Genomic DNA, 19,521 nt, shown 5'->3' with positions numbered 1-19,521 from the left:
CCGGAAATTGGCCAACGGGTCCCCCGTCCTGTGGACAACGCGGGAAGCCGCCGCCGGCACTACCCTCAGGGCTCATGAGCGACAGGCACATCAGTCAGCACTTCGAGACGCTCGCGATTCACGCGGGCAACACCCCCGACCCCCTGACCGGAGCGGTCGTCCCGCCGATCTACCAGGTGTCGACCTACAAGCAGGACGGCGTGGGCGGCCTGCGCGGCGGCTACGAGTACAGCCGCAGCGCCAACCCGACCCGCACCGCGCTCGAGGAGAACCTCGCCGCGCTGGAGGGCGGGCGCCGCGGGCTCGCCTTCGCGTCCGGACTGGCGGCCGAGGACTGCCTGTTGCGCGCCCTGCTGCGCCCCGGCGACCACGTGGTCATCCCCGACGACGCCTACGGCGGCACCTTCCGGCTCTTCGCCAAGGTCGCCACCGCCTGGGGCGTGGAGTGGTCCGTGGCCGACACCTCCGACCCCGCCGCCGTGCGCGCGGCCCTCACCCCCAAGACCAAGGCTGTGTGGGTCGAGACCCCCTCCAACCCGCTGCTCGGCATCACCGACATCGCCGCCCTCGCCCAGGTCGCCCGGGACGGCGGGGCCCGCCTGGTGGTCGACAACACCTTCGCCACGCCGTACCTCCAGCAGCCGCTGGCGCTCGGCGCCGACGTCGTCGTGCACTCCCTGACCAAGTACATGGGCGGCCACTCCGACGTCGTCGGCGGCGCCCTGGTCGTCGAGGACCAGGAGCTGGGCGAGCAGCTCGCCTTCCACCAGAACGCCATGGGCGCGGTGGCCGGGCCGTTCGACTCCTGGCTGGTGCTGCGCGGCGCGAAGACGCTCGCCGTCCGCATGGACCGGCACAGCGAGAACGCCACCAAGGTCGCCGAGATGCTGACCCGGCACCCGCGCGTGACGAGCGTCCTGTACCCGGGGCTGCCCGACCACCCCGGGCACGAGATCGCCGCCAAGCAGATGAAGGCGTTCGGCGGCATGGTGTCGTTCCGCGTCGAGGGCGGCGAGGAGGCGGCCGTCGCGCTCTGCGACCGCACGAAGGTCTTCACGCTCGGCGAGTCCCTCGGCGGCGTCGAGTCGCTGATCGAGCACCCCGGCCGCATGACGCACGCCTCGGTGGCCGGTTCCGCCCTGGAGGTCCCCGGCGACCTGGTGCGCCTCTCCGTCGGCATCGAGAACGCCGACGACCTGCTGGAGGACCTCCAGCGGGCGCTCGGCTGACCGGCCCCGGCCTACCAGCCCGTCCAGCCCGGCACGGGTGGGGTCGTCTCCGACGGCGGCTCCGCCCAGGGCCGGACGGTCAGCGCCCACACCGCCGACGCCGCCACCACGGCGCACAACAGGCCCCACCCCAGGCGGCGGGCGACGGTACGGCGGCGCCGCGCGCGGACGCCCCGGCGCAGCGCGTCCGCGTACAGGCCCGGCGGCACGCGCGGCGGTGACGCCTCCATGATCTGACGGGCGGCGGCTTCCTGCCGTGCCGGGCTCACGGCCGCCACCCGCGGGCGCGTCGCGCGCACGGTGGCCGACACGCCCGCCGTGCCGGGCACGCGTCGGATGCGGCGCCGCGCCGGACGGGCGTGTCCCGCTCCCTGCGGCGCAGCCCCGGCGTGTCCACGGTCCGGCGGGCGACACCCCGTGCGGGCGTGCCGGGTGCCGCGGCGCGTCCCGCCCGCGTGTCCCTCACGGCGCCGCCGCCTTCGGCTCGGCCACCGGCCGGGAGCGGTCCCGGGGCGGATGCAGCAGGGTCGCCACGGCCCGGTCGCACAGCGCCCCGACGCGTTCCCTCGGCAGCCCCAGCAGCGCCGCCGTCTGCTCCTCGGCGACCCCCTCGAACAGCCGCAGCACCAGGACCAGGCGCTGCTGTGCGGGCAGACCGGCCAGGACCCCGGCGGCCGGTCCGCGCAAGCGGCGCCGGCCACCCCCGTGGCGGGGCCAGGTCTCGCGGGCGAACCGGGTCGCCAGACGGGAGCGGGCCCGGACGTACGGGTCCTCGCCGCGCACGCGGCCCCAGTGCGCGTAGGTGTGGGCGAGGGCCGACGACAGCAGGCGGTACGCGCGCGGGTTGTCGTCCGGCGGTTCCGCGGTGAGCAGCGTGGCCGTGTGCAGCAGCCGTCCGGACGCGCCCGCGACGAACGCCTCGAACTCCCGGTCCCGCAGCGCCCGGAGGGACGCCCGCCGCTCCCGCACCCGCGCCTCCCCTGCCTGGCGGGCGACGCCGCGCCCCCGGACCTCGGATTCGGCGGGGCGGGCACGTGGCACGCCGCCACCGGCGGGCCCGCCGTACGCGTACGCGCGCGGGAAGCCGTTCCCGTGCGCCGGCCGGGCCCGGTCTCACTATCGGACCCGGGGTGGCCCACCCGGTCAAGACTCCGGCACGGTCCGCCTTCCGGCGACGGGCGCCCCGGTCCGGCTCACGGAGGCGTCGCGGGGCTCTCGCGGCGCGCTGCCGACGCGAGCCGGCCCGGCCCCCCGACCCGGCCGGGGCCCGCCTGGCGCGGCCGGGACCCACGTCGCGTCTGCCCGGAGTCCGGCGCGTGTCCGCCAGGGTCCGGGCAGGGTCCGGGCAGGTCGCCGAGGGCCGGCCCGGGGTCCCGCGGGTCAGGACGCCTGGGACGACTCCCGCGCCGTGCCGGGGCCGGCCTGCGGTGCCGTACGCGCGGAGAGGGCGCGGTTGAAACGGGTGAGCAGCGTGCAGAACACCTCGCGCTCCTGCGGCGACCAGTCGTGGGTCAGCTCGGCCATGAGCCGGCGGCGGGAGGAACGCACCTCGTCCAGCCGCGTCACGCCCCGCGGGGAGAGCTGGAGCACCACCGCCCGCCCGTCCTCGGGGTGCGAGGTCCGCTTGACGAGGCCGGTGTCCACCAGCGGAGCCACCTGCCGGGTGACCGTCGAGGAGTCGATGCCCATGCTCGCGGCGAGCGCCTTGACGCCCATCGGCCCCTCTTTGTCGAGACGGTTGAGGAGCAGGTAGGCGGCGCGGTCCATCGAGTTGCGGACCTGCCCGACCCCGCCGAGCCGGGTCTGTTCGGCACGTCGGGCGAACAGCGCCACCTCGTGCTGGAGCGAGTCGAGAAGACCGGTGTCACCGGCGGTCGTCATGTCCATCGACATTCCAGGTGTAGTGGGCATGGCCGGGGCTCACTTCGTGGAGGGCTGCTGGGTTGGGGGACAGGGTACGCGGCCGGGCCGCACGGCGTACCGGCGCTGCGGGAAGCCGGTCTCGGAGCGTGGTCACGGCGGTCACCGAGGCCCCGGGGCTGCGATGCTGGAGCCATGAGCTACAGCACGGCCGCCTCACTCCGGTCCGTCACCCTCGACGACGTGCGGGGAGCCCAGAAGATGCTCGCGGGCGTGGCACGCGTCACGGCGATGGAGGGCAGCAGGCACCTGACCCAGCTCGTCGGCGCCCCGGTGCACCTCAAATGCGAGAACCTCCAGCGGACCGGCTCCTTCAAGCTGCGCGGTGCCTACGTGCGCATCGCCGGCCTGCTCCCCGAGGAACGCGCCGCCGGGGTCGTCGCCGCCAGCGCCGGCAACCACGCGCAGGGCGTGGCCCTCGCCTCCTCGCTGCTCGGCGTCGAGGCGACCGTCTTCATGCCGAAGGGCGCCCCGCTGCCCAAGGTCAGCGCGACCCGGGAGTACGGGGCGCAGGTGCGCCTGCACGGACAGGTGGTCGACGAGACGCTGGCCGCCGCGCAGGAGTACGCGCAGCGCACGGGCGCGGTGTTCATCCACCCCTTCGACCACCCCGACGTGATCGCCGGACAGGGCACGGTGGGCCTGGAGATCCTGGAACAGTGCCCCGAGGTCAGGACCGTGGTGGTCGGTGTCGGCGGGGGCGGGCTCGTCGCGGGGATCGCGGTCGCGGTCAAGGCGGTCCGGCCCGACGTACGGGTGGTGGGCGTGCAGGCCGAGGGGGCCGCGGCCTACCCGCCGTCGCTGGCCGAGGGACGCCCGCTGACCGTCGGACACCCGGTCACGATGGCCGACGGGATCAAGGTCGGCAGGCCCGGCGAGGTGCCGTTCGCGATCGTCGCCGACCTGGTGGACGAGGTGCGCACCGTCTCCGAGGACGCGTTGTCGACCGCCCTGCTCCTCTGCCTGGAACGGGCCAAGCTGGTCGTGGAACCGGCGGGGGCGAGCCCGGTGGCCGCGCTCCTGAGCGACCCCGGTGCCTTCGAGGGGCCGGTGGTGGCGGTGCTGTCCGGCGGCAACGTCGACCCGCTGCTGATGCAGGGAGTGCTGCGGCACGGGATGGCCGCCCAGGGCCGCTACCTGGCCGTACGGCTGCGGCTGACCGACCGGCCGGGCGCCCTCGCCACGCTGCTCGGCGTGCTGTCGGTGGTGGACGCCAACGTCCTGGACGTGAGCCACGTCCGGACCGACCCCCGGCTCGGGCTCACGGAGGCGGAGGTCGAACTGCACCTGGAGACGAAGGGCCCCGAGCACTGCGCCGAGGTGGAACGGGCGCTGCGGGACGCGGGATACCCGGTCATCGCCTGAGCCCGCGTCCCCACGGCGCGCGGCCCCGCCGCGGGGACGGCGCCCGCCCGGCCCGCCCGTACCGCCCGGCCCGCCCGGCCCGCCCGTACCGCTCGTGACCCGGCTCCCACCAGCACGGACCGGCTCCCGTCATCCGTGGGCATCCGTCCCGCGCGGTGCCGCCCGGCGTCAACCCGCATCACTCCACGTCACTCGAGCAGGTAAGTCCATTGTGAGACGCGATACATCGCGTTATTGTTTCTCGTGTGCCGCCCGGCCGGTGGTGCCCGCCCCGCCGTCCGGCCGTGGCAAGCGGACGAACCCGCGCAAACTTAGGCTTTCCGAAGCATCCCCGACGACGTGGAGACTCATATGCCAGGCGCCATCTATGCCGAAGGGCTGGTGAAGACCTTCGGCGACGTACGAGCACTGGACGGCGTGGACCTCGACGTACCGGAGGGCACGGTCCTCGGCCTGCTCGGGCCGAACGGCGCGGGGAAGACGACCACCGTCCGGTGCCTCACGACGCTGCTGCGGCCCGACAGCGGCAAGGCCGTCGTGGCCGGCCTCGACGTGGTCCGCCGGCCCAACGAGGTCCGGCGCTCCATCGGCCTGTCCGGCCAGTTCGCCGCGGTCGACGAATACCTCACCGGCCGGGAGAACCTGCACATGGTCGGCCGCCTCTACCAGATGAGGGGCAAGGCGGCGAAGGCCCGCGCGGCGGAGCTGCTCGACCAGTTCCACCTCACGGACGCCGCCGACCGCCCCACCAAGACCTACTCCGGGGGGATGCGCCGCCGGCTCGACCTGGCGGCGGCCCTCGTCGTCCACCCGCCGGTCATGTTCATGGACGAGCCGACCACCGGCCTCGACCCGCGCAACCGGCAGCAGTTGTGGGAGGTCATCAAGCAACTCGTGTCCGGCGGCACCACCCTGCTGCTCACCACGCAGTACCTGGAGGAGGCCGACCACCTCGCCCACGACATCGCGGTCGTCGACCGCGGCCAGGTCATCGCCCGCGGCACCTCCGACCAGCTCAAGGCCCGCACCGGCGGCGAGCGGGTCGAGGTCGTGGTGCACGACCGGGAGCGCATGGCGACGGCCGCGGAGGTACTCGCCGGGTTCGGCAAGGGCACGACCACCGTCCAGGAACACACCCGCCGGCTCACCATCCCCGTCACCGGCGGCGCCAAGCTGCTCGCCGAGGTCATCCGGGAACTGGACGCCCGCGGCATCGAGATCGACGACATCGGACTGCGCCGCCCCACCCTCGACGACGTCTTCCTCTCCCTCACCGGCCACCGCGCCGAATCCGAGGAGAACGGAAACGGGGAGGCGGCCGGAAACGGGGACCGCGGCGGCGACCGGAGCCCGGGGGCCGGCGCCGGCCGCCCGGACGCGAAGGAGGTAAGCGAGTGAGTGCCGTCACCGACACCGCGCCGGCCGCGACACCGGCCGCCCGCCTCGGCCAGTCCGTCCGGGACTCCCTGGTGGTGGCCCAGCGGAATCTGATCCGCATGACCAGGATCCCGGAGATGGTCATCTTCGGCCTGATCCAGCCGATCATGTTCGTGGTGCTGTTCAGCTATGTCTTCGGCGGTTCCCTCCAGGTCGGCGGCACCACCGACCCGTCCGTCTACCGCGAGTTCCTGATGGCCGGCATCTTCGCCCAGACCGTCACCTTCGCCACCGCCGGGGCCGGGGCGGGCATCGCCGACGACATGCACAAGGGGCTGATCGACCGCTTCCGCTCCCTGCCCATGGCCCGCGGCGCGGTCCTCACCGGGCGCACCCTGGCCGACCTGGTGCAGACCGCGCTCACCCTGTTCGTCCTGGCCATGGTCGCGCTGCTGGTCGGCTGGCGCACCCACACCAGCCTCGGGGAGGTCCTCGGCGCCTTCGGCCTGCTGCTGCTCTTCGGGTACGCCTTCACCTGGGTCGGCGCGCTCATCGGCCTCTCGGTGCGGACGCCCGAGGCGGCCACCTCCGGCGGGCTGATCTGGCTCTTCCCGGTGACCTTCGTCTCCACGGCGTTCGTGGACTCCGGGAAGATGACGCCCTGGCTGGGCCACGTCGCCGACTGGAACCCGTTCAGCGCGACCGTCCAGGCGTGCCGGCAGCTCTTCGGCAACCCGGGCGGTTCGCCCTCCGACGCCTGGCCCATGCAGCACCCGGTGTGGGCCTCGCTGATCTACTCCGTCGTCATCATCCTCATCTTCCGGACACTGGCCGTGCGCAAGTACCGTTCGGCCGCCGCATGACGAGACCCCCGGCGTCGGTGCGACGCCGGGGGCTCGGCAACATCGGGGGCCGGACGCGCGTCCGGCCGGGTCAGCCGTCGTAAGGCACGGCCTTGAGGATCCGCACGGAGGCCATCTTCCCGTTGGGAAGCTCGTACTCGACGTCCTCGCCCACCTTGTGGCCGATGACGCCCGAGCCCAACGGGGACTGGGGCGAGTAGGTCTCGATGTCCGCGCTCGCGTACTCGCGGGAGGCGAGCAGGAACGACAGGGTGTCGTCATCGTCGCCGTCGAACGCGATGGTCACGACCATGCCGGGGGACACCGTCCCGTCGTCGGCCGGAGGCGCACCCACCTTGGCGGTCTCGAGCAGCTGGGTCAGCTGGCGCACACGGAGCTCCTGCTTGCCCTGCTCCTCCTTCGCCGCGTGGTACCCGCCGTTCTCGCGCAGGTCCCCCTCCTCACGCGCCGCGGCGATCTTGGCAGAGATCTCGGTGCGCGCAGGACCAGTAAGGTAGGCAAGCTCCTCCTTGAGCTTGTTGTACGCCTCCTGGGTCAGCCAGGTGGCGTTCTCGCTGGTCTGGGTCACAGGTGCTCCTCGTCGGTGCTGGGGATATAAATCAACGCCCTACCCAGGAGGATGTTCCTCCATGGAAGGGCGAAACCACGAGCCTAACAATTCAGCGGCGAAAGGGGGAGGACATACACTGTCGGATTCCCGTTTCCGCAGGTCAGGCCCGTCAGGATGGGGCCAAGGTCACTCCGCGTGGCAGCCGAGCAGCTCGGCGGAGGTGCCCCGCGACTTGGTGCGGAGCGTCACGATCTCGTCGATGCGGGTCGCGTCCCCGCCGAAGCGGAAGTCGGCCCGGCCGACCTCCTCGCCGTCCCGCGCCTGGGAGCGCAGCGTGCAGTACCCGGTGACCCCGGCGTCCTTGCGGACCTCCAGGTGCACCTTGGCCGCCTCGTCGGTCAGCTCGAACCGGATCACCTCGGCGCTGATCTCGTTCTGGCCGACGTAGTGGTAGCCGAACCAGCCGATCACCACCACGAGGACGGTTCCCAGGACGCCACCGACGATCTTGAGCGTGCGGTCGGCCCGTTCGTCCGAGGAACGGCCGTAGCGGCCCTCGGGCGGGCGTGTGCTCGCCATGCTCATGATCGTCCTCCCGGCAGAACGGAACGGATGTCCCGAAAGGGGGCCCCGGAGCGGGACTCCGGAATTATTCGCCCCCCGATTCGGTCACTATAGGAGTCTCCACCCGCCACCCGACCGCCGCCCCTGACGACGCCCCCGCGGGGCGGCACCCATTGGATCGCGCCGACGCACACCGGGCGCCGACTGACCGAGGAATGAGTCTTGACTGACCAGCTGCGACTGATGGCCGTGCACGCCCACCCCGACGACGAGTCGAGCAAGGGCGCGGCCACCATGGCGAAGTACGTGTCCGAAGGGGTGGACGTGCTGGTCGTGACCTGCACGGGCGGCGAGCGCGGCTCCATTCTCAACCCCAAGCTGCAGGGCGACCCGTACATCGAGGAGCACATCCACGAGGTCCGCAAGAAGGAGATGGACGAGGCCCGGGAGATCCTGGGGGTCCAGCAGGAGTGGCTCGGCTTCGTCGACTCCGGCCTGCCCGAGGGCGACCCGCTGCCGCCGCTGCCGGAGGGCTGCTTCGCCTTGGAGGACGTCGACAAGGCGGCCGGCGAACTGGTGCGCAAGATCCGCTCCTTCCGTCCCCAGGTGATCACCACCTATGACGAGAACGGCGGGTACCCGCACCCCGACCACATCATGACCCACAAGATCACGATGGTGGCCTTCGAGGGCGCGGCCGACACCGAGAAGTACCCGGAGGCCGAGTACGGCCCGGCGCACCAGCCGCTGAAGGTGTACTACAACCAGGGCTTCAACCGGCAGCGCACCGAGGCGCTGCACGAGGCGATGCTGGCCCGCGGCCTGGACTCGCCGTACGGGGACTGGCTCAAGCGGTGGGCCACCTTCGAGCGCAAGGAGCGCACGCTCACCACGCACGTGCCCTGCGCCGACTTCTTCGAGATCCGGGACAAGGCGCTGATCGCGCACGCCACCCAGATCGACCCGGACGGAGGCTGGTTCCGGGTGCCGATGGACCTCCAGAAGGAGGTCTGGCCGACCGAGGAGTACGAGCTGGCGAAGTCCCTCGTGGACACATCCCTCCCCGAGGACGACCTCTTCGCGGGCATCCGCGACAATGCCTGATATGAGCGCAAGCCTGGCAACGTCGCATCTCGTCACCCTCGCGGAACTCGACGAGAACAAGGTCACCCCCGGTGTCCTCGGGTTCATCGTCTTCGCCGTCATGGCGCTGGCCGTGTGGGGCCTGATGAAGTCGATGAACCGGCACATGAACCGGGTCGACTTCAAGGAGGCCCCGAACGCGTCCGGCACCGGCTCCGACGGGGCCGGCGAGGCCGAACCCCGGAACTGAACCGGCCGCCCAGTCCGGCCCCGTCCGTGCTCGCCCCGGTCGGCCGGCCTCGGGTGAGTGAGACCGGCCACACCGGCCGCCCCTGCCCGCCCCCTCCGGGCCGCGCGGGCGGGGCGACGCCGGTACGCCGGGCGTGCCCGGCCCCCGGGCCGACGGGGCTTTCGGGCCACCGCCCGGCCCGCACCGGCCACCGCGGCTCCCGGGCCGCCGTCGAGCACGCCGACCGCGGCCACCGGTCCGGCGACGACGCCACCCGCACGGCCGGGCCCTCTCACACGGAGGCCCGGCCCTGCCGGCGCCTGTCACGGCCACGCCGCCGCCCGGGCCCGGCGGCGACGGCGTCCGTCACGCGGTGCCGACGCGGCCGGGCCCCGGCTTCCTGCCAGGCGGGCCCGCACCCCTCGGTCCTGGGCCCACACCCGTCGGCCCACGTACGTCGGCCCTGGGCCCATACCTCGCGGCCTCGGGGCCCACATCCCTGGGCCCACATACCTCGGCCCTGGGCCCACATACCGCGTCCATCGGTCTTCGGCCGTCTGCCACGGCCGCCTGACCGTGCCGACGAGGGGCGTCGCCTCGGCCCCTGCCGGGCCCGGCAGCGCACCGGTCGCCCCCGGTCCCCACCACGCCGCCCGGCGCCGGCCCGGCCGGGGCCGCGGCTCCGCTCGGGCCCGGCGGTGACGGCGTCCGTCACGGCTCGCCGGCACCGGTCGCCGCCGGCTCCCCGCCGCTGCCGTCCGATCGCGGTTCCGGCACCGGTACGCCCATCACCTCGCGGGCGCGGCGGTCCGGGACCATGCCGAGGCCCCACGCCTGCCAGCCCGCCTCCAGGTGCACCCCGCGCTCCAGCAGCAGCCGGTACGCCCCCACGTAGTCGTCCAGCTTCCCGTCCCGCGCCGGATGCCCGGCCCGCGCCAACTGGGCCAGCTCCTCCAGCGCCACCGCGGAGCCGACCTCCACCCCGCCGGGCGCCGCGTACGGCAGCACCGTGCAGCGCAGGAAGCGGGCCCAGTCCTCGCCCCGCCGGTCGCCGTAGGACGCGAACAGCGCCGCCGCCTCGTCGCACAGGGCCAGGGCCTGCGGCGTACGGGCGTTGCCCGCGTCGACCACCGCCAGCTCCAGGCAGGTCCACGCCTCGCCGTGACCCACGCCGATGCGCCGGAAGTCGGCGCGCGCGTCCACCAGGAGCTGCCGGGCGAAACCGGAGTTGCGCAGCGAACCGGTCTGGGCGGCCCGCTGGTCCCGCGTCACCCGCGCCGAATGGTGCCGGGCGCAGGCCAGCCCGTACACGTCCCGCATCCGGGAGAACATGGTGCGCGCGCGTTCCAGTTCGCGCACCGAGCGGTCCAGGTCGCCCGTCTCCTCCAGGGCCTGGCCGAGGTAGTACAGGCTCCACGCCTCGCCGCGCGCGTCCTCGTTCTCCCGGTGCCGGGCCGCCGCCCCGCGCAGCGCCTCCACCGCCGGGCCCGCGTCGCCGTCCAGCAGCCGCGCCCGCGCGAGCTGGGTGAGCGCCCACGCCTCGCCGCGGGCGTCCTGGGTACGGGCGTACAGGCCGAGGGCGGCGTTCAGCTCGGCCTCCGCGCGCGGGACGTCGCCCATCCGCAGCCGGAGCTGGCCGAGCTGGTAGTGGGCCCACGCCTGGCCGTGCACGGACTCGCCGGCACGGTGCAGGACCAGGGACTCGGTGAGCAGGCCGAGGGCTTCGGCGAGGCGGGCCCGGTCGCGTTCCACGGCGGCCAGGGCGTGCAGGGTCCAGGCCCGGTCGGTGGCGAGGCCGGGGGCGGCCTGCAGGTCGAGGGCCTCGCGCAGCCGCGCCGCCGCCTCGGTCAGATTGCCCTGGTGGTGCAGGGTGATGCCGAGCGAGCACAGGGCGCGCGCCGCGCCGGCGTCGTGGTGGGCCTCCCGGTACAGGTCGACGACCGAGGTGAGCGTCGTACGGGCCGTGTCCAGCTCGCCGAGCTGCCGGGCAGCGATGCCGGTGCGCCACTGCACCGAGCGCACGAGGAGCCCCTCGTCGACGGCCTGGGCCAGCTCGTTGATCTCGCCGAGCCGGTAGAGGTCGCCGCGCAGCAGGCAGTAGTCGCACAGGGCGCCCAGCAGGTTGAGCACCGTGGCGGGGTCGACGCCCTCGGCGTGCCGCAGCGCGGCGGTGATGAAGCTCGACTCGTCGTCCAGCCAGCGCAGCGCCTCGTCCAGGGAGGTGAAGCCGTGCGGGCCGAAGCGGTCCGAGCGGGTCGACATGTTGCCGTCCACCAGCCGCAGGACGGAGTCGGCCAGCTCGGCGTAGTTGGCGATCAGCCGTTCCTGCGCCGCGGTCCGCCCGGCCGGTTCCTCCTCGTCGGCGAGGCGGTCGCGGGCGAAGGCACGGACCACGTCGTGGAGCCGGTAGCGGCTGCCGCGCACGTGGTCGATGAGCCCGGCGCGGGACAGCGCGGTCAGGTGCCGGGCCGCCTCCGTCTCGTCCGTGGCCAGCAGCGCGGCGGCGGCAGCGGTGCCCAGGGAGGTGCGGCCGGCCAGCGCGAGGCGCCGCAGCAGCCGACGGGCCGGTTCGGGCTGGTCGGTGTAGCGCAGCCACAGGGCGCGCTCGACCGGCGCCACCGGTCCGTAGGCGCCGAGGTCGGTGGCGAGGGCGCGCGGCGAGCGCGGGCCCAGGGACGAACCGGCGACGCGCAGGGCGAGCGGCAGGCCCCCGCAGAGCCGGCGGATGTGGTCGGCGGCCTCGGCGTCGTAGGGGGCCGAGGCGTCCTCGGCGGCGGTGGCGAGCAGTTCCTCGGCGCCGGCCGCGTCCAGGGGCTCCACCGGCAGGTGGTGCACCCGGGCCGGCAGGTCGGCGGGGAGTTCCAGCGGGGAGCGGGCGGTGACCAGGACCAGGCTGTCGGACCGCTCGGGCAGCAGCGCCCGTACCTGCTCGGCGTCCGAGGCGTCGTCCAGGACGAGGGTGACCGGCACCCCGGTCAGATGCTGCTGATACAACTCGCTCAACCGTCTGACCTGCTGGTCCGCCGAGGAACGCTCTCGGAAGAGCAGTTGCTCGCGGGGCGCGCCGAGCCGGTTCAGCAGGTGCAGCAACGCGTCGCGGGTGCTCAGCGGCGGCGCGTCCGGGCTGCCGCCGCGCAGGTCGACCACGCAGGCCCCGCGGAAGTAGTCGCGCAACTCGTGGGCGGCGCGCACGGCGAGCGTGGTCCGGCCGCTGCCCGGCTCGCCGTGCAGGACGACGACGGTCGGCCGCGTCTCGGTGCCGGCGCGCGCCGCCTGCACCCACCGGCGCACCTGGTCCCGCTCCGTACGCCGCCCGGCGAAGGCGTCCGAGGGCTCGGGGAGCTGCGCGAACGACTTCTCCAGCACGCTGCGCCCCCGCGCCGCGGCGCTCTTGTCGGCACCGCGCAGCCTCGGGCCCGTACGGGGGGACCCGGCCGAGGCGGCGAGGACGCGCTGCTGGTCGAGGAAGGGCCGGATGCCCCGCACCTCCAGCGCGGTCAGCCACTGCAGCCGCAACTGCTCGGGCCCGCCCGGCTGTCCGGCCGCGCCGGCGCGGTGGTGGGCGGCGGGCAGGTGCGCGCCCGCCACCCTCACCACGGTCGTCGCGGCGCCGGCCGCCCCGACGGCCACGCCCGCGCCGACCGCCGTACCGGAACCGGTGCCCAGGGCCAGGTCGGCCGCGACCGCGGCGACCGCCGCCACGGCCGCCACCAGCAACGGGGTGCCGGCGCCGTCCCGGGCGTAGCGCCGGCGGAAGGTGAGGTGACCGGCGGCGGACTCGTCCAGGGCACGCGTGTACGCCTCGTACTCCTCGGCGGCGGCGGACGCGATGGAGTCCAGCGCCCCGCGTGCCCGGGACAGCAGCACCCTGCCGTCCACGCGCCCGCCCGAGCGCCGTACCTCCTCCTCCACGGCCCGCACCAGCAGCCGTTCGGCCTCCGCCCGATGACTGTCCCGCATGTGTCGCGTCCCCCTCCGGCGGCGTCGGCGCCCCGGGATCGTCCGGGGACGCGTCCGGGTCCCTCCCGGCCCGTCACCGGGTCCCTGCCCACTCACCGGGCCGTCAAGTCACCTGTGGGGCAGGCGGCTTGACGGCCCGGTGGGAAACGGCGGGAGCGCCGTCAGAGAATGTCCTCGGCCATCTCGACCATCCCGAGCCGGCCGGCGAGCACCGCCGTCTCGACCCTGTTGGCCGTGCCGAGCTTGGCGTAGATGGCGCTGACGTAGTCCTTGACCGTCGCCGGACTGAGCAGCAGCGAGCGGCCGATCTCGGCGTTGGACAGACCCGACGCGAGCATCGTGCACACCTCCGTCTCGCGCGGGGTGAGCGCGCTGGCGCGTTCCTGCACCTCGCGCGGGAGGGTCGTGCGGTCCAGCGCTCCCATCAGGGAGAGCATGGCGGTCGAGGTCAGGACGTGGTTACCGGAGGTGACCGCGCGGATCGCGTTCTGAAGCACCAGAGGCTCGGCGTCGGGGCTGAGCACGCCCGCGGCGCCGCCCCGAGGCGCCTCGTGCACCTACACCGACACCGCCGAGAGCGCCGCCGACGCGACCGCCGAGGCGCCGGCGATCAGCCCCACCACCACGATCACGATCGTCTCCGTCGAAAGCGTGCTGGCCTCCATCGGCGCCTCGGCCAGCTTCAGCGCCGGCTACACCTTCTCGTCCGGCTTCTGACCGACGCCCGGCCGGCCGCCCGCTCCCCCGAGCCGGGGGCCGCCGGACGCGTTTTCCCCGCCCACCCCGGAAGGGACCCGTCATGACGACCGGCCCCCAGCCCACACCTCCCGCCCCGCAGTGCGTCCACGTCTTCGCGACCTGCGCAGCGACAGCGCCACCCTGATCGTTCTCGCGCCGGTCCTCAGCCTTGCCGCGACCGCCGCCACCCTCGCCATCCCGCTCCTGGTCGGAGAACTGATCGAAGTCCTCGCCCGGCACGGCTCCGTCACCGGGGTCCTGCTCTGGATGGTGCCGCTCGCCCTCGGCGGCGCGGTCGCCTCCTCGCTCTCCGGCTACCTGCTGGCACGCACCGGTGAACGGTTCATCCTCCGGCTGCGTTCCCGCGTCATGGAACACTCCCCGCGCGTGCCGCTGCGCACCGTGCGCGCCGCCGGACCCGGCAACCTCGTCGCCCGCATCACCTCCGACGCCATGCTGCTGCGCTCCGTCGTCGACGTCGGCGTCGTCCAGGTGCCGGTCGCCGTCGTCACCGCGCTCGGCACCATCGTCCTGATGGGCCTGCTCGACCCTGTGCTCGTCTCCCTCGCCTTCGCGGCGTTCGCCCTGGCCGGCTGCGCGATCTGGTTCGTCCTGCGCCGGGTCCGCAAGAGCTACGAGTCCATCCAGATCGCCGCCGGCGGCCTCGCCCAGCGCTTCACCACGTCCCTGGCCTCCCTGCTGACCGTCCAGGCTTACCGCGCCGAACGCCGCACCGCCGACTCCCTCACCCGGGAAGCGGGCGTCAGCACCTCGAAGAGGCTGCGCGCCTCCCGCCTCCAGTCCGTGGCCCTGCCTCTGATGTCCCTCGGGCAGGAGGTGGCCCTCGCCGCCCTCGTGATGGCCGGCAGCGCCCGTATCACCAGCGGCTCGCTGAGCCTGCCGGACTTCATCGCCTTCATCCTTTACCCGCTCCAGATGGTCAGCCCCGTCACGATCGTCGTGATGGGCTTCGGCCGGCTCCAGACCGGCCTCGCCGGCAAGGGCCGCTTCGAGGAACTGCTCGCCGCCCCGACCGAACCCGCCGAGGACGAGGCGCGGGACGCCGGCCCCCGGGAGACGGGCGCCGCGGACACCGCGGACAAGCGCGGACACCGCGCCCGCGGTCGTTTCGACGGGGTCTCCTTCGCCTACGACGGGCAGCCGGTCCTCCGAACGTCAGCTTCCGCGCCCCGCGCCGGGGACTGACCGCGTGGTCGGCTTCTCGGGGGCGGGCAAGTCCACCCCCTTCCACCTCGTCGAACGCTTCGTGGAGTGCGACCGGGGCACCCTCAGCGTCCTCAGCCGGGACGTCACCCGCTGGCTGCTGCCGGAACTGCGCTCCCGGCTCGGCTACGTCGACCAGTCCTTCACCCTCCTGGAGGGCACCAGCCGGGAGAACCTGCTGCTCGACGTGCCGAGCAGGGACAGCGCCCACTACCGGGAACTGGGCGAGACCCAGCAGTGGGACCCGACCGAACAGACCGGCACCGCCCCGGCCGCCCTGCCCGTCTGACCCGCACTCCACGACCCAGCCCCCGGCCCCCTGCCCGTGTGTGCCCGGCCGCCCACGCCCCCGCCCCGCGCCGGACGGCAACCCCTCCGCCGCGGGGCGGCCCGTCACCCGGACCGACGGAACGACGTGGCCAGGCCCACCTCGACGACACCCCGGCACCACCCGAGCACCGGGCGCTGCCACGGGGGCCCGCGAGCAGCCGGAGCAACACGCCTCCGCTCGCGCGGAGAGCACTGCCTCAGCCTCCCGGGCCTGCTGCGCAAAGGCGGCACACCTCCGCTCGCGCGGAGAGCACGCTCCTCAGAAAACCGTGACGGGGGTGTCACACGGCACACCTCCGCTCGCGCGGAGAGCACACCCTCAGCGAGGCCCGCGCCGAGGCGGGCGTCGGCACACCTCCGCTCGCGCGGAGAGCACTGGAACCCGGCCCAAAACCAGCGGCGACGGAACGGCACACCTCCGCTCGCGCGGAGAGCACTCGTACTCGGCCTCGAACCCCGAGGGCGACAACGGCACACCTCCGCTCGCGCGGAGAGCACCGGGCGTGGGTGTCCAACGAGACGCGGATCATCGGCACACCTCCGCTCGCGCGGAGAGCACGGCTGCTCGGGTGTGAGTACGCATATGCGGGCCGGCACACCTCCGCTCGCGCGGAGAGCACACCAGCCACCGGGCGAGCGTTTCCAGTTCCTCCGGCACACCTCCGCTCGCGCGGAGAGCACTGGACGGCGTGGGTCCAGTCGGGCCGGTGCGTCGGCACACCTCCGCTCGCGCGGAGAGCACGTCGGGCCACCGGCGCTGCTGTCGCATGAGGGCGGCACACCTCCGCTCGCGCGGAGAGCACGTGCCGTCGAGGCAGCTACACCGGATCCGGAACGGCACACCTCCGCTCGCGCGGAGAGCACGCCGCCGTCCGCCCCGGGAACGCCGGGCCCGCCGGCACACCTCCGCTCGCGCGGAGAGCACGACCCCCAGCAGCAGCACCAGGACGAACACGACGGCACACCTCCGCTCGCGCGGAGAGCACGATCGAGTGGGCCAGGGCCCTCATGACCTCGTCGGCACACCTCCGCTCGCGCGGATAGCACCCGGTCCAGCGCATGTGGCCGTCGCCGATCGGCGGCACACCTCCGCTCGCGCGGAGAGCACGCGTCCTCGGCCCACTCGACGCGGATGATGTCCGGCACACCTCCGCTCGCGCGGAGAGCACGGTCTGGCGGTCGGCCATCAGGGCTCCTCGGTCGGCACACCTCCGCTCGCGCGGAGAGCACGGCCAGCGGTCGGCGGATCCCATGGCGGTGTCCGGCACACCTCCGCTCGCGCGGAGAGCACTGGTCCCGGTTGCCGTCCGGCGACGGACCGGCCGGCACACCTCCGCTCGCGCGGAGAGCACTGATCGAAGCCCACCAAGACGAGTTTGAGCAGCGGCACACCTCCGCTCGCGCGGAGAGCACACCGGTGTGCCCTCCGTCCAGCGAGCGGCGTACGGCACACCTCCGCTCGCGCGGAGAGCACAAACGCGAAGTGCGGGGCGGCGCCGCGCGCGACGGCACACCTCCGCTCGCGCGGAGAGCACTCGTGTGTGAAGCACCAGATGTTTCCGGGCCACGGCACACCTCCGCTCGCGCGGAGAGCACAACGCCGACGACCACAGCGTGGGCAGCCGGGACGGCACACCTCCGCTCGCGCGGAGAGCACTCCACCGGCCCGGACAGAACCGGCCGCCGGTACGGCACACCTCCGCTCGCGCGGAGAGCACGACCCGCCATTGACGCTGATCCGCTCCAGCGCCGGCACACCTCCGCTCGCGCGGAGAGCACTCCCCCGGGTGCGGAACCTGTTCCAGGGGCTCCGGCACACCTCCGCTCGCGCGGAGAGCACAACGGGCGGACCGCGATGACCTGCTGTTCGCCCGGCACACCTCCGCTCGCGCGGAGAGCACGGCCCGCTCCTGGCTGTGGAAGGCAGCAGCGACGGCACACCTCCGCTCGCGCGGAGAGCACCGGGAGGCCACGTCGAAGCCACGGTCGCGGAGCGGCACACCTCCGCTCGCGCGGAGAGCACGGTGCCGTCTGCCGCTCGTAGTGCTGCTGCGGCGGCACACCTCCGCTCGCGCGGAGAGCACCCCCCGATCTCCTCGAACCGGTCCCGCGACCGCGGCACACCTCCGCTCGCGCGGAGAGCACTGCCCGTGGATGGGGTGATCTGACGTGGCCGACGGCACACCTCCGCTCGCGCGGAGAGCACGCTGACGTCCTACGCCGCGGTGCCCGGCCCGGCGGCACACCTCCGCTCGCGCGGAGAGCACGAAACCATGACGGACAAGCCGAAGCGGTGGGACGGCACACCTCCGCTCGCGCGGAGAGCACACTTCCTGACCTGCAGCGACAGTAGGGCTTTGCCGCTTCTTTGCCAGGAACTGGTGCCCGGCAGCAGTGTGGGTAGTGCGCATGGGACGCACAGTAGACGGCGCCATCTTTCAGCGGGTGGGAGTGGCCGGTCAGCTTGGTGTGCCGCAACGGTCGTCGAGTCCGGCCATCCCGTCGCGGTGGCCCGGAAGGGCGTGGCACAACACCGGTAGCGACAGGAATCCCGCTCGACACCAGGCGGTTGGCGTCCGCCGACACGCCGGGCTCAGAGGGACTCCGCCGCGTCGCCGTCGTCAGGGCGGAAGGCGACGAGCGTGAGGCCGTCGAAATCGTGGGGAACCCGGCGGCGTTCGCCTGCGGCGTGAAGGGTGAAGCCCTGTTCGGTCGGGGCGGGGTGAAGGAGGACGGCGGCGCCGGTGCCGATGGATGCGGTGACAACGGACCAGAGCTCCTCGCGAACACGGGCGGAGAGGGTCCCGACGTAGAGGCCGGGAGTCGGTTCGATCATCCAGCGCGTGAGTGCACCGCGGACGTGATCGGGAACGGCAGTGGTGGCGAGGACGGTCATGATCGGCAAGGTCTCTCCCTGACGAGGATGGGGCCGGGGTTCGTTGCTGGGAGGTCAGGAGGGATCGAGATCCGATTCACCGGGAGGCACCACAAGGCCGGGGAGTTCCGGTAAGAGCGTGTCGTCCGCCGCCACCGCTTCGGCGGCGTCACGTGCGTAGTTGACACCGGCGGCAACGGAACCCGCCTGTGGATCCCAGAGGTTGACCATGCGCACGCTGTGGCCGTCGGGAAGCGGCTGGGCCTCGTCGGGGGCGAGGAGGCTCTGGATGTCGGCGACGATGCGGGGCAGGAGTCTGTACAGGCGCAGTTGTTCACGGAAGCTCCGACGCGCGGCGGCCTCGGGATCGTGACGGTCGTGCAGGGAGAAGGCGAGTGGGACGGTCAGTTCGGCCTTGTACAGGTCGGCGATGTCGTAGACGAAGGCGAGTTGCGTGCCTTGGTGGACGTAGCCGAGTGCCGGGGAGCAGCCGAGGGCGGTGAGGGCGGCGTGGACGATGCCGTAGAGGCAGGTATTGGCGGAGGAGAGCGCCAGGTTGACGGGGTCCTGGGAGTCCCACGCGTCCGGGTTGTAGTTGCGGCGGAAGCGGCCGATGCGGTGTTGCTGGGCGAGAAGTTTGTACAGGGCCTTCATCCGCTGCCCCTCCAGTCCACGGAGTTGCCGGAGCGTGATGGCTGAAGGGACCGGCGTCTTGAAGCGCATGGTGTACATGCGATGGGCGACGTCGAGGCGGCGGACGGGGTCACTCCAGTGGTGAACCTGCCGTTCGAGCCAGCGGGTGGTGAGGGCGGGCGGGACCGTGGAGGAATAGCAGCGCACGCCACCGGACCCGACGCATACGACGGTGGTGCCGTGGCGGGCGAACGTGGCCAGGGCCGGCTGTGTGACGGAGGTGCCGGGTCCGAGCAAGACGCAGGAGAGTGCGGAGGTGGGGATGTAGACGCGTGTGGTCTCGTTGTCGACGGTGGTGGTCTCGGCGCAGACACCGGTGTCGTCCTGAACGATGCGAACGACGTCGGCGTAGAGGAATGAGAGGGAGTCACCCACCCGCGGCAGCATGGCGAGCGTGGGTGCGGCGATGCGGCGGCGGGCGGACTTCCTGTCCTGCGGGGCGGGCATGATGCTGTCACTCCTGTGAGTGTCGGCAACCGGCCGCGTAGGAAGCGGGGTTGCCGCGGTGTGTCGATACGCGG

The 19,521-nt window shown here is 73.5% G+C and carries 17 protein-coding genes and 1 CRISPR repeat array; of the genes, 8 read left to right on the top strand and 9 right to left on the bottom strand.

All coding sequences use genetic code 11. The features are described 5' to 3' along the window. Nucleotides 1–74: 74 nt before the first annotated feature. Entirely contained in the window at nt 75–1,229 is a 1,155-nt protein-coding gene (locus tag VM636_RS11115; RefSeq protein WP_030422788.1) for a cystathionine gamma-synthase, read from the top strand. Between the two features lie 11 nt (nt 1,230–1,240). On the opposite strand, the gene VM636_RS11110 is transcribed toward VM636_RS11115, so the two are convergent. The 3 genes from VM636_RS11110 to VM636_RS11100 form a co-directional block, all read right to left on the bottom strand. Then, a complete protein-coding gene (locus tag VM636_RS11110; protein ID WP_030422787.1) occupies nt 1,241–1,498 on the bottom strand; it encodes a hypothetical protein in 258 nt (85 codons plus the stop codon). A gap of 193 nt (nt 1,499–1,691) precedes the next feature. Beyond that, a complete protein-coding gene (locus VM636_RS11105) occupies nt 1,692–2,198 on the bottom strand; it encodes a sigma factor-like helix-turn-helix DNA-binding protein (protein ID WP_030422786.1) in 507 nt (168 codons plus the stop codon). Between the two features lie 411 nt (nt 2,199–2,609). Further along, entirely contained in the window at nt 2,610–3,122 is a 513-nt protein-coding gene (locus VM636_RS11100; protein WP_107091414.1) for a MarR family transcriptional regulator, read from the bottom strand. A 162-nt stretch (nt 3,123–3,284) separates the two neighbouring features. Here VM636_RS11100 and ilvA point away from each other — a divergent pair, with 162 nt between their 5' ends. From ilvA to VM636_RS11085, 3 genes are all read left to right on the top strand, one after another. Continuing rightward, complete coding sequence (gene ilvA / locus VM636_RS11095) at nt 3,285–4,514, top strand: threonine ammonia-lyase (RefSeq protein ID WP_030422784.1); 1,230 nt, start codon at nt 3,285–3,287, stop codon at nt 4,512–4,514. A 351-nt stretch (nt 4,515–4,865) separates the two neighbouring features. Then, nucleotides 4,866–5,912, top strand: a complete 1,047-nt coding sequence (locus VM636_RS11090; protein WP_053914451.1) for an ATP-binding cassette domain-containing protein — start codon at nt 4,866–4,868, stop codon at nt 5,910–5,912. Then, complete coding sequence (locus VM636_RS11085) at nt 5,909–6,754, top strand: ABC transporter permease (RefSeq protein WP_030422782.1); 846 nt, start codon at nt 5,909–5,911, stop codon at nt 6,752–6,754. Before VM636_RS11090 ends, VM636_RS11085 begins: the two co-directional genes overlap by 4 nt. A gap of 70 nt (nt 6,755–6,824) precedes the next feature. Here VM636_RS11085 and greA read toward each other — a convergent pair whose 3' ends face one another. Further along, a complete protein-coding gene (greA, locus tag VM636_RS11080; RefSeq protein ID WP_030422781.1) occupies nt 6,825–7,322 on the bottom strand; it encodes a transcription elongation factor GreA in 498 nt (165 codons plus the stop codon). 168 nt (nt 7,323–7,490) lie between these two features. Beyond that, complete coding sequence (locus VM636_RS11075) at nt 7,491–7,889, bottom strand: DUF4307 domain-containing protein (RefSeq protein WP_030422780.1); 399 nt, start codon at nt 7,887–7,889, stop codon at nt 7,491–7,493. Between the two features lie 201 nt (nt 7,890–8,090). Here VM636_RS11075 and mca point away from each other — a divergent pair, with 201 nt between their 5' ends. After that, complete coding sequence (mca, locus tag VM636_RS11070) at nt 8,091–8,972, top strand: mycothiol conjugate amidase Mca (protein WP_030422779.1); 882 nt, start codon at nt 8,091–8,093, stop codon at nt 8,970–8,972. Then, nucleotides 8,965–9,201 (top strand): hypothetical protein, encoded by a 237-nt coding sequence (locus VM636_RS11065; RefSeq protein ID WP_199809453.1) that lies wholly within the window; start codon nt 8,965–8,967, stop codon nt 9,199–9,201. The genes mca and VM636_RS11065 overlap by 8 nt, the downstream gene beginning before the upstream one ends. A gap of 690 nt (nt 9,202–9,891) precedes the next feature. Here the strand turns inward: VM636_RS11065 and VM636_RS11060 are convergent. Beyond that, nucleotides 9,892–13,140 carry a tetratricopeptide repeat protein gene (locus VM636_RS11060; RefSeq protein ID WP_053914452.1) on the bottom strand — a complete coding sequence of 1,083 codons (3,249 nt, stop codon included), beginning with the start codon at nt 13,138–13,140 and terminating at the stop codon, nt 9,892–9,894. A gap of 161 nt (nt 13,141–13,301) precedes the next feature. Beyond that, nucleotides 13,302–13,697: a response regulator transcription factor gene (locus tag VM636_RS11055; RefSeq protein ID WP_053914453.1), complete on the bottom strand. Its 396-nt coding sequence runs from the start codon at nt 13,695–13,697 to the stop codon at nt 13,302–13,304. Nucleotides 13,698–13,977: 280 nt separating this feature from the next. On the opposite strand from VM636_RS11055, the gene VM636_RS11050 reads away from it, so the two are divergent. Together VM636_RS11050 and VM636_RS11045 are read left to right on the top strand one after the other, a co-directional pair. Continuing rightward, nucleotides 13,978–15,084: an ABC transporter transmembrane domain-containing protein gene (locus tag VM636_RS11050; protein ID WP_053914454.1), complete on the top strand. Its 1,107-nt coding sequence runs from the start codon at nt 13,978–13,980 to the stop codon at nt 15,082–15,084. A gap of 4 nt (nt 15,085–15,088) precedes the next feature. After that, nucleotides 15,089–15,391 carry an ATP-binding cassette domain-containing protein gene (locus VM636_RS11045; protein ID WP_053914455.1) on the top strand — a complete coding sequence of 101 codons (303 nt, stop codon included), beginning with the start codon at nt 15,089–15,091 and terminating at the stop codon, nt 15,389–15,391. Nucleotides 15,392–15,596: 205 nt separating this feature from the next. Then, nucleotides 15,597–17,760: a CRISPR direct-repeat array (repeat unit 29 nt; unit sequence CGGCACACCTCCGCTCGCGCGGAGAGCAC). Between the two features lie 265 nt (nt 17,761–18,025). Here VM636_RS11045 and cas2e read toward each other — a convergent pair. After that, the gene (gene cas2e / locus VM636_RS11040; protein WP_107091415.1) at nt 18,026–18,337 is read right to left on the bottom strand and encodes a type I-E CRISPR-associated endoribonuclease Cas2e; all 312 of its coding nucleotides are present in this window, start codon (nt 18,335–18,337) and stop codon (nt 18,026–18,028) included. A 45-nt stretch (nt 18,338–18,382) separates the two neighbouring features. Beyond that, nucleotides 18,383–19,447, bottom strand: a complete 1,065-nt coding sequence (gene cas1e, locus VM636_RS11035) for a type I-E CRISPR-associated endonuclease Cas1e (protein ID WP_053914457.1) — start codon at nt 19,445–19,447, stop codon at nt 18,383–18,385. Nucleotides 19,448–19,521 lie beyond the last annotated feature (74 nt).

It is taken from the genome of Streptomyces sp. SCSIO 75703, assembly GCF_036607905.1.
GTDB lineage: Bacteria > Actinomycetota > Actinomycetes > Streptomycetales > Streptomycetaceae > Streptomyces.
This window is presented reverse-complemented; position numbering and strand designations above follow the sequence as displayed.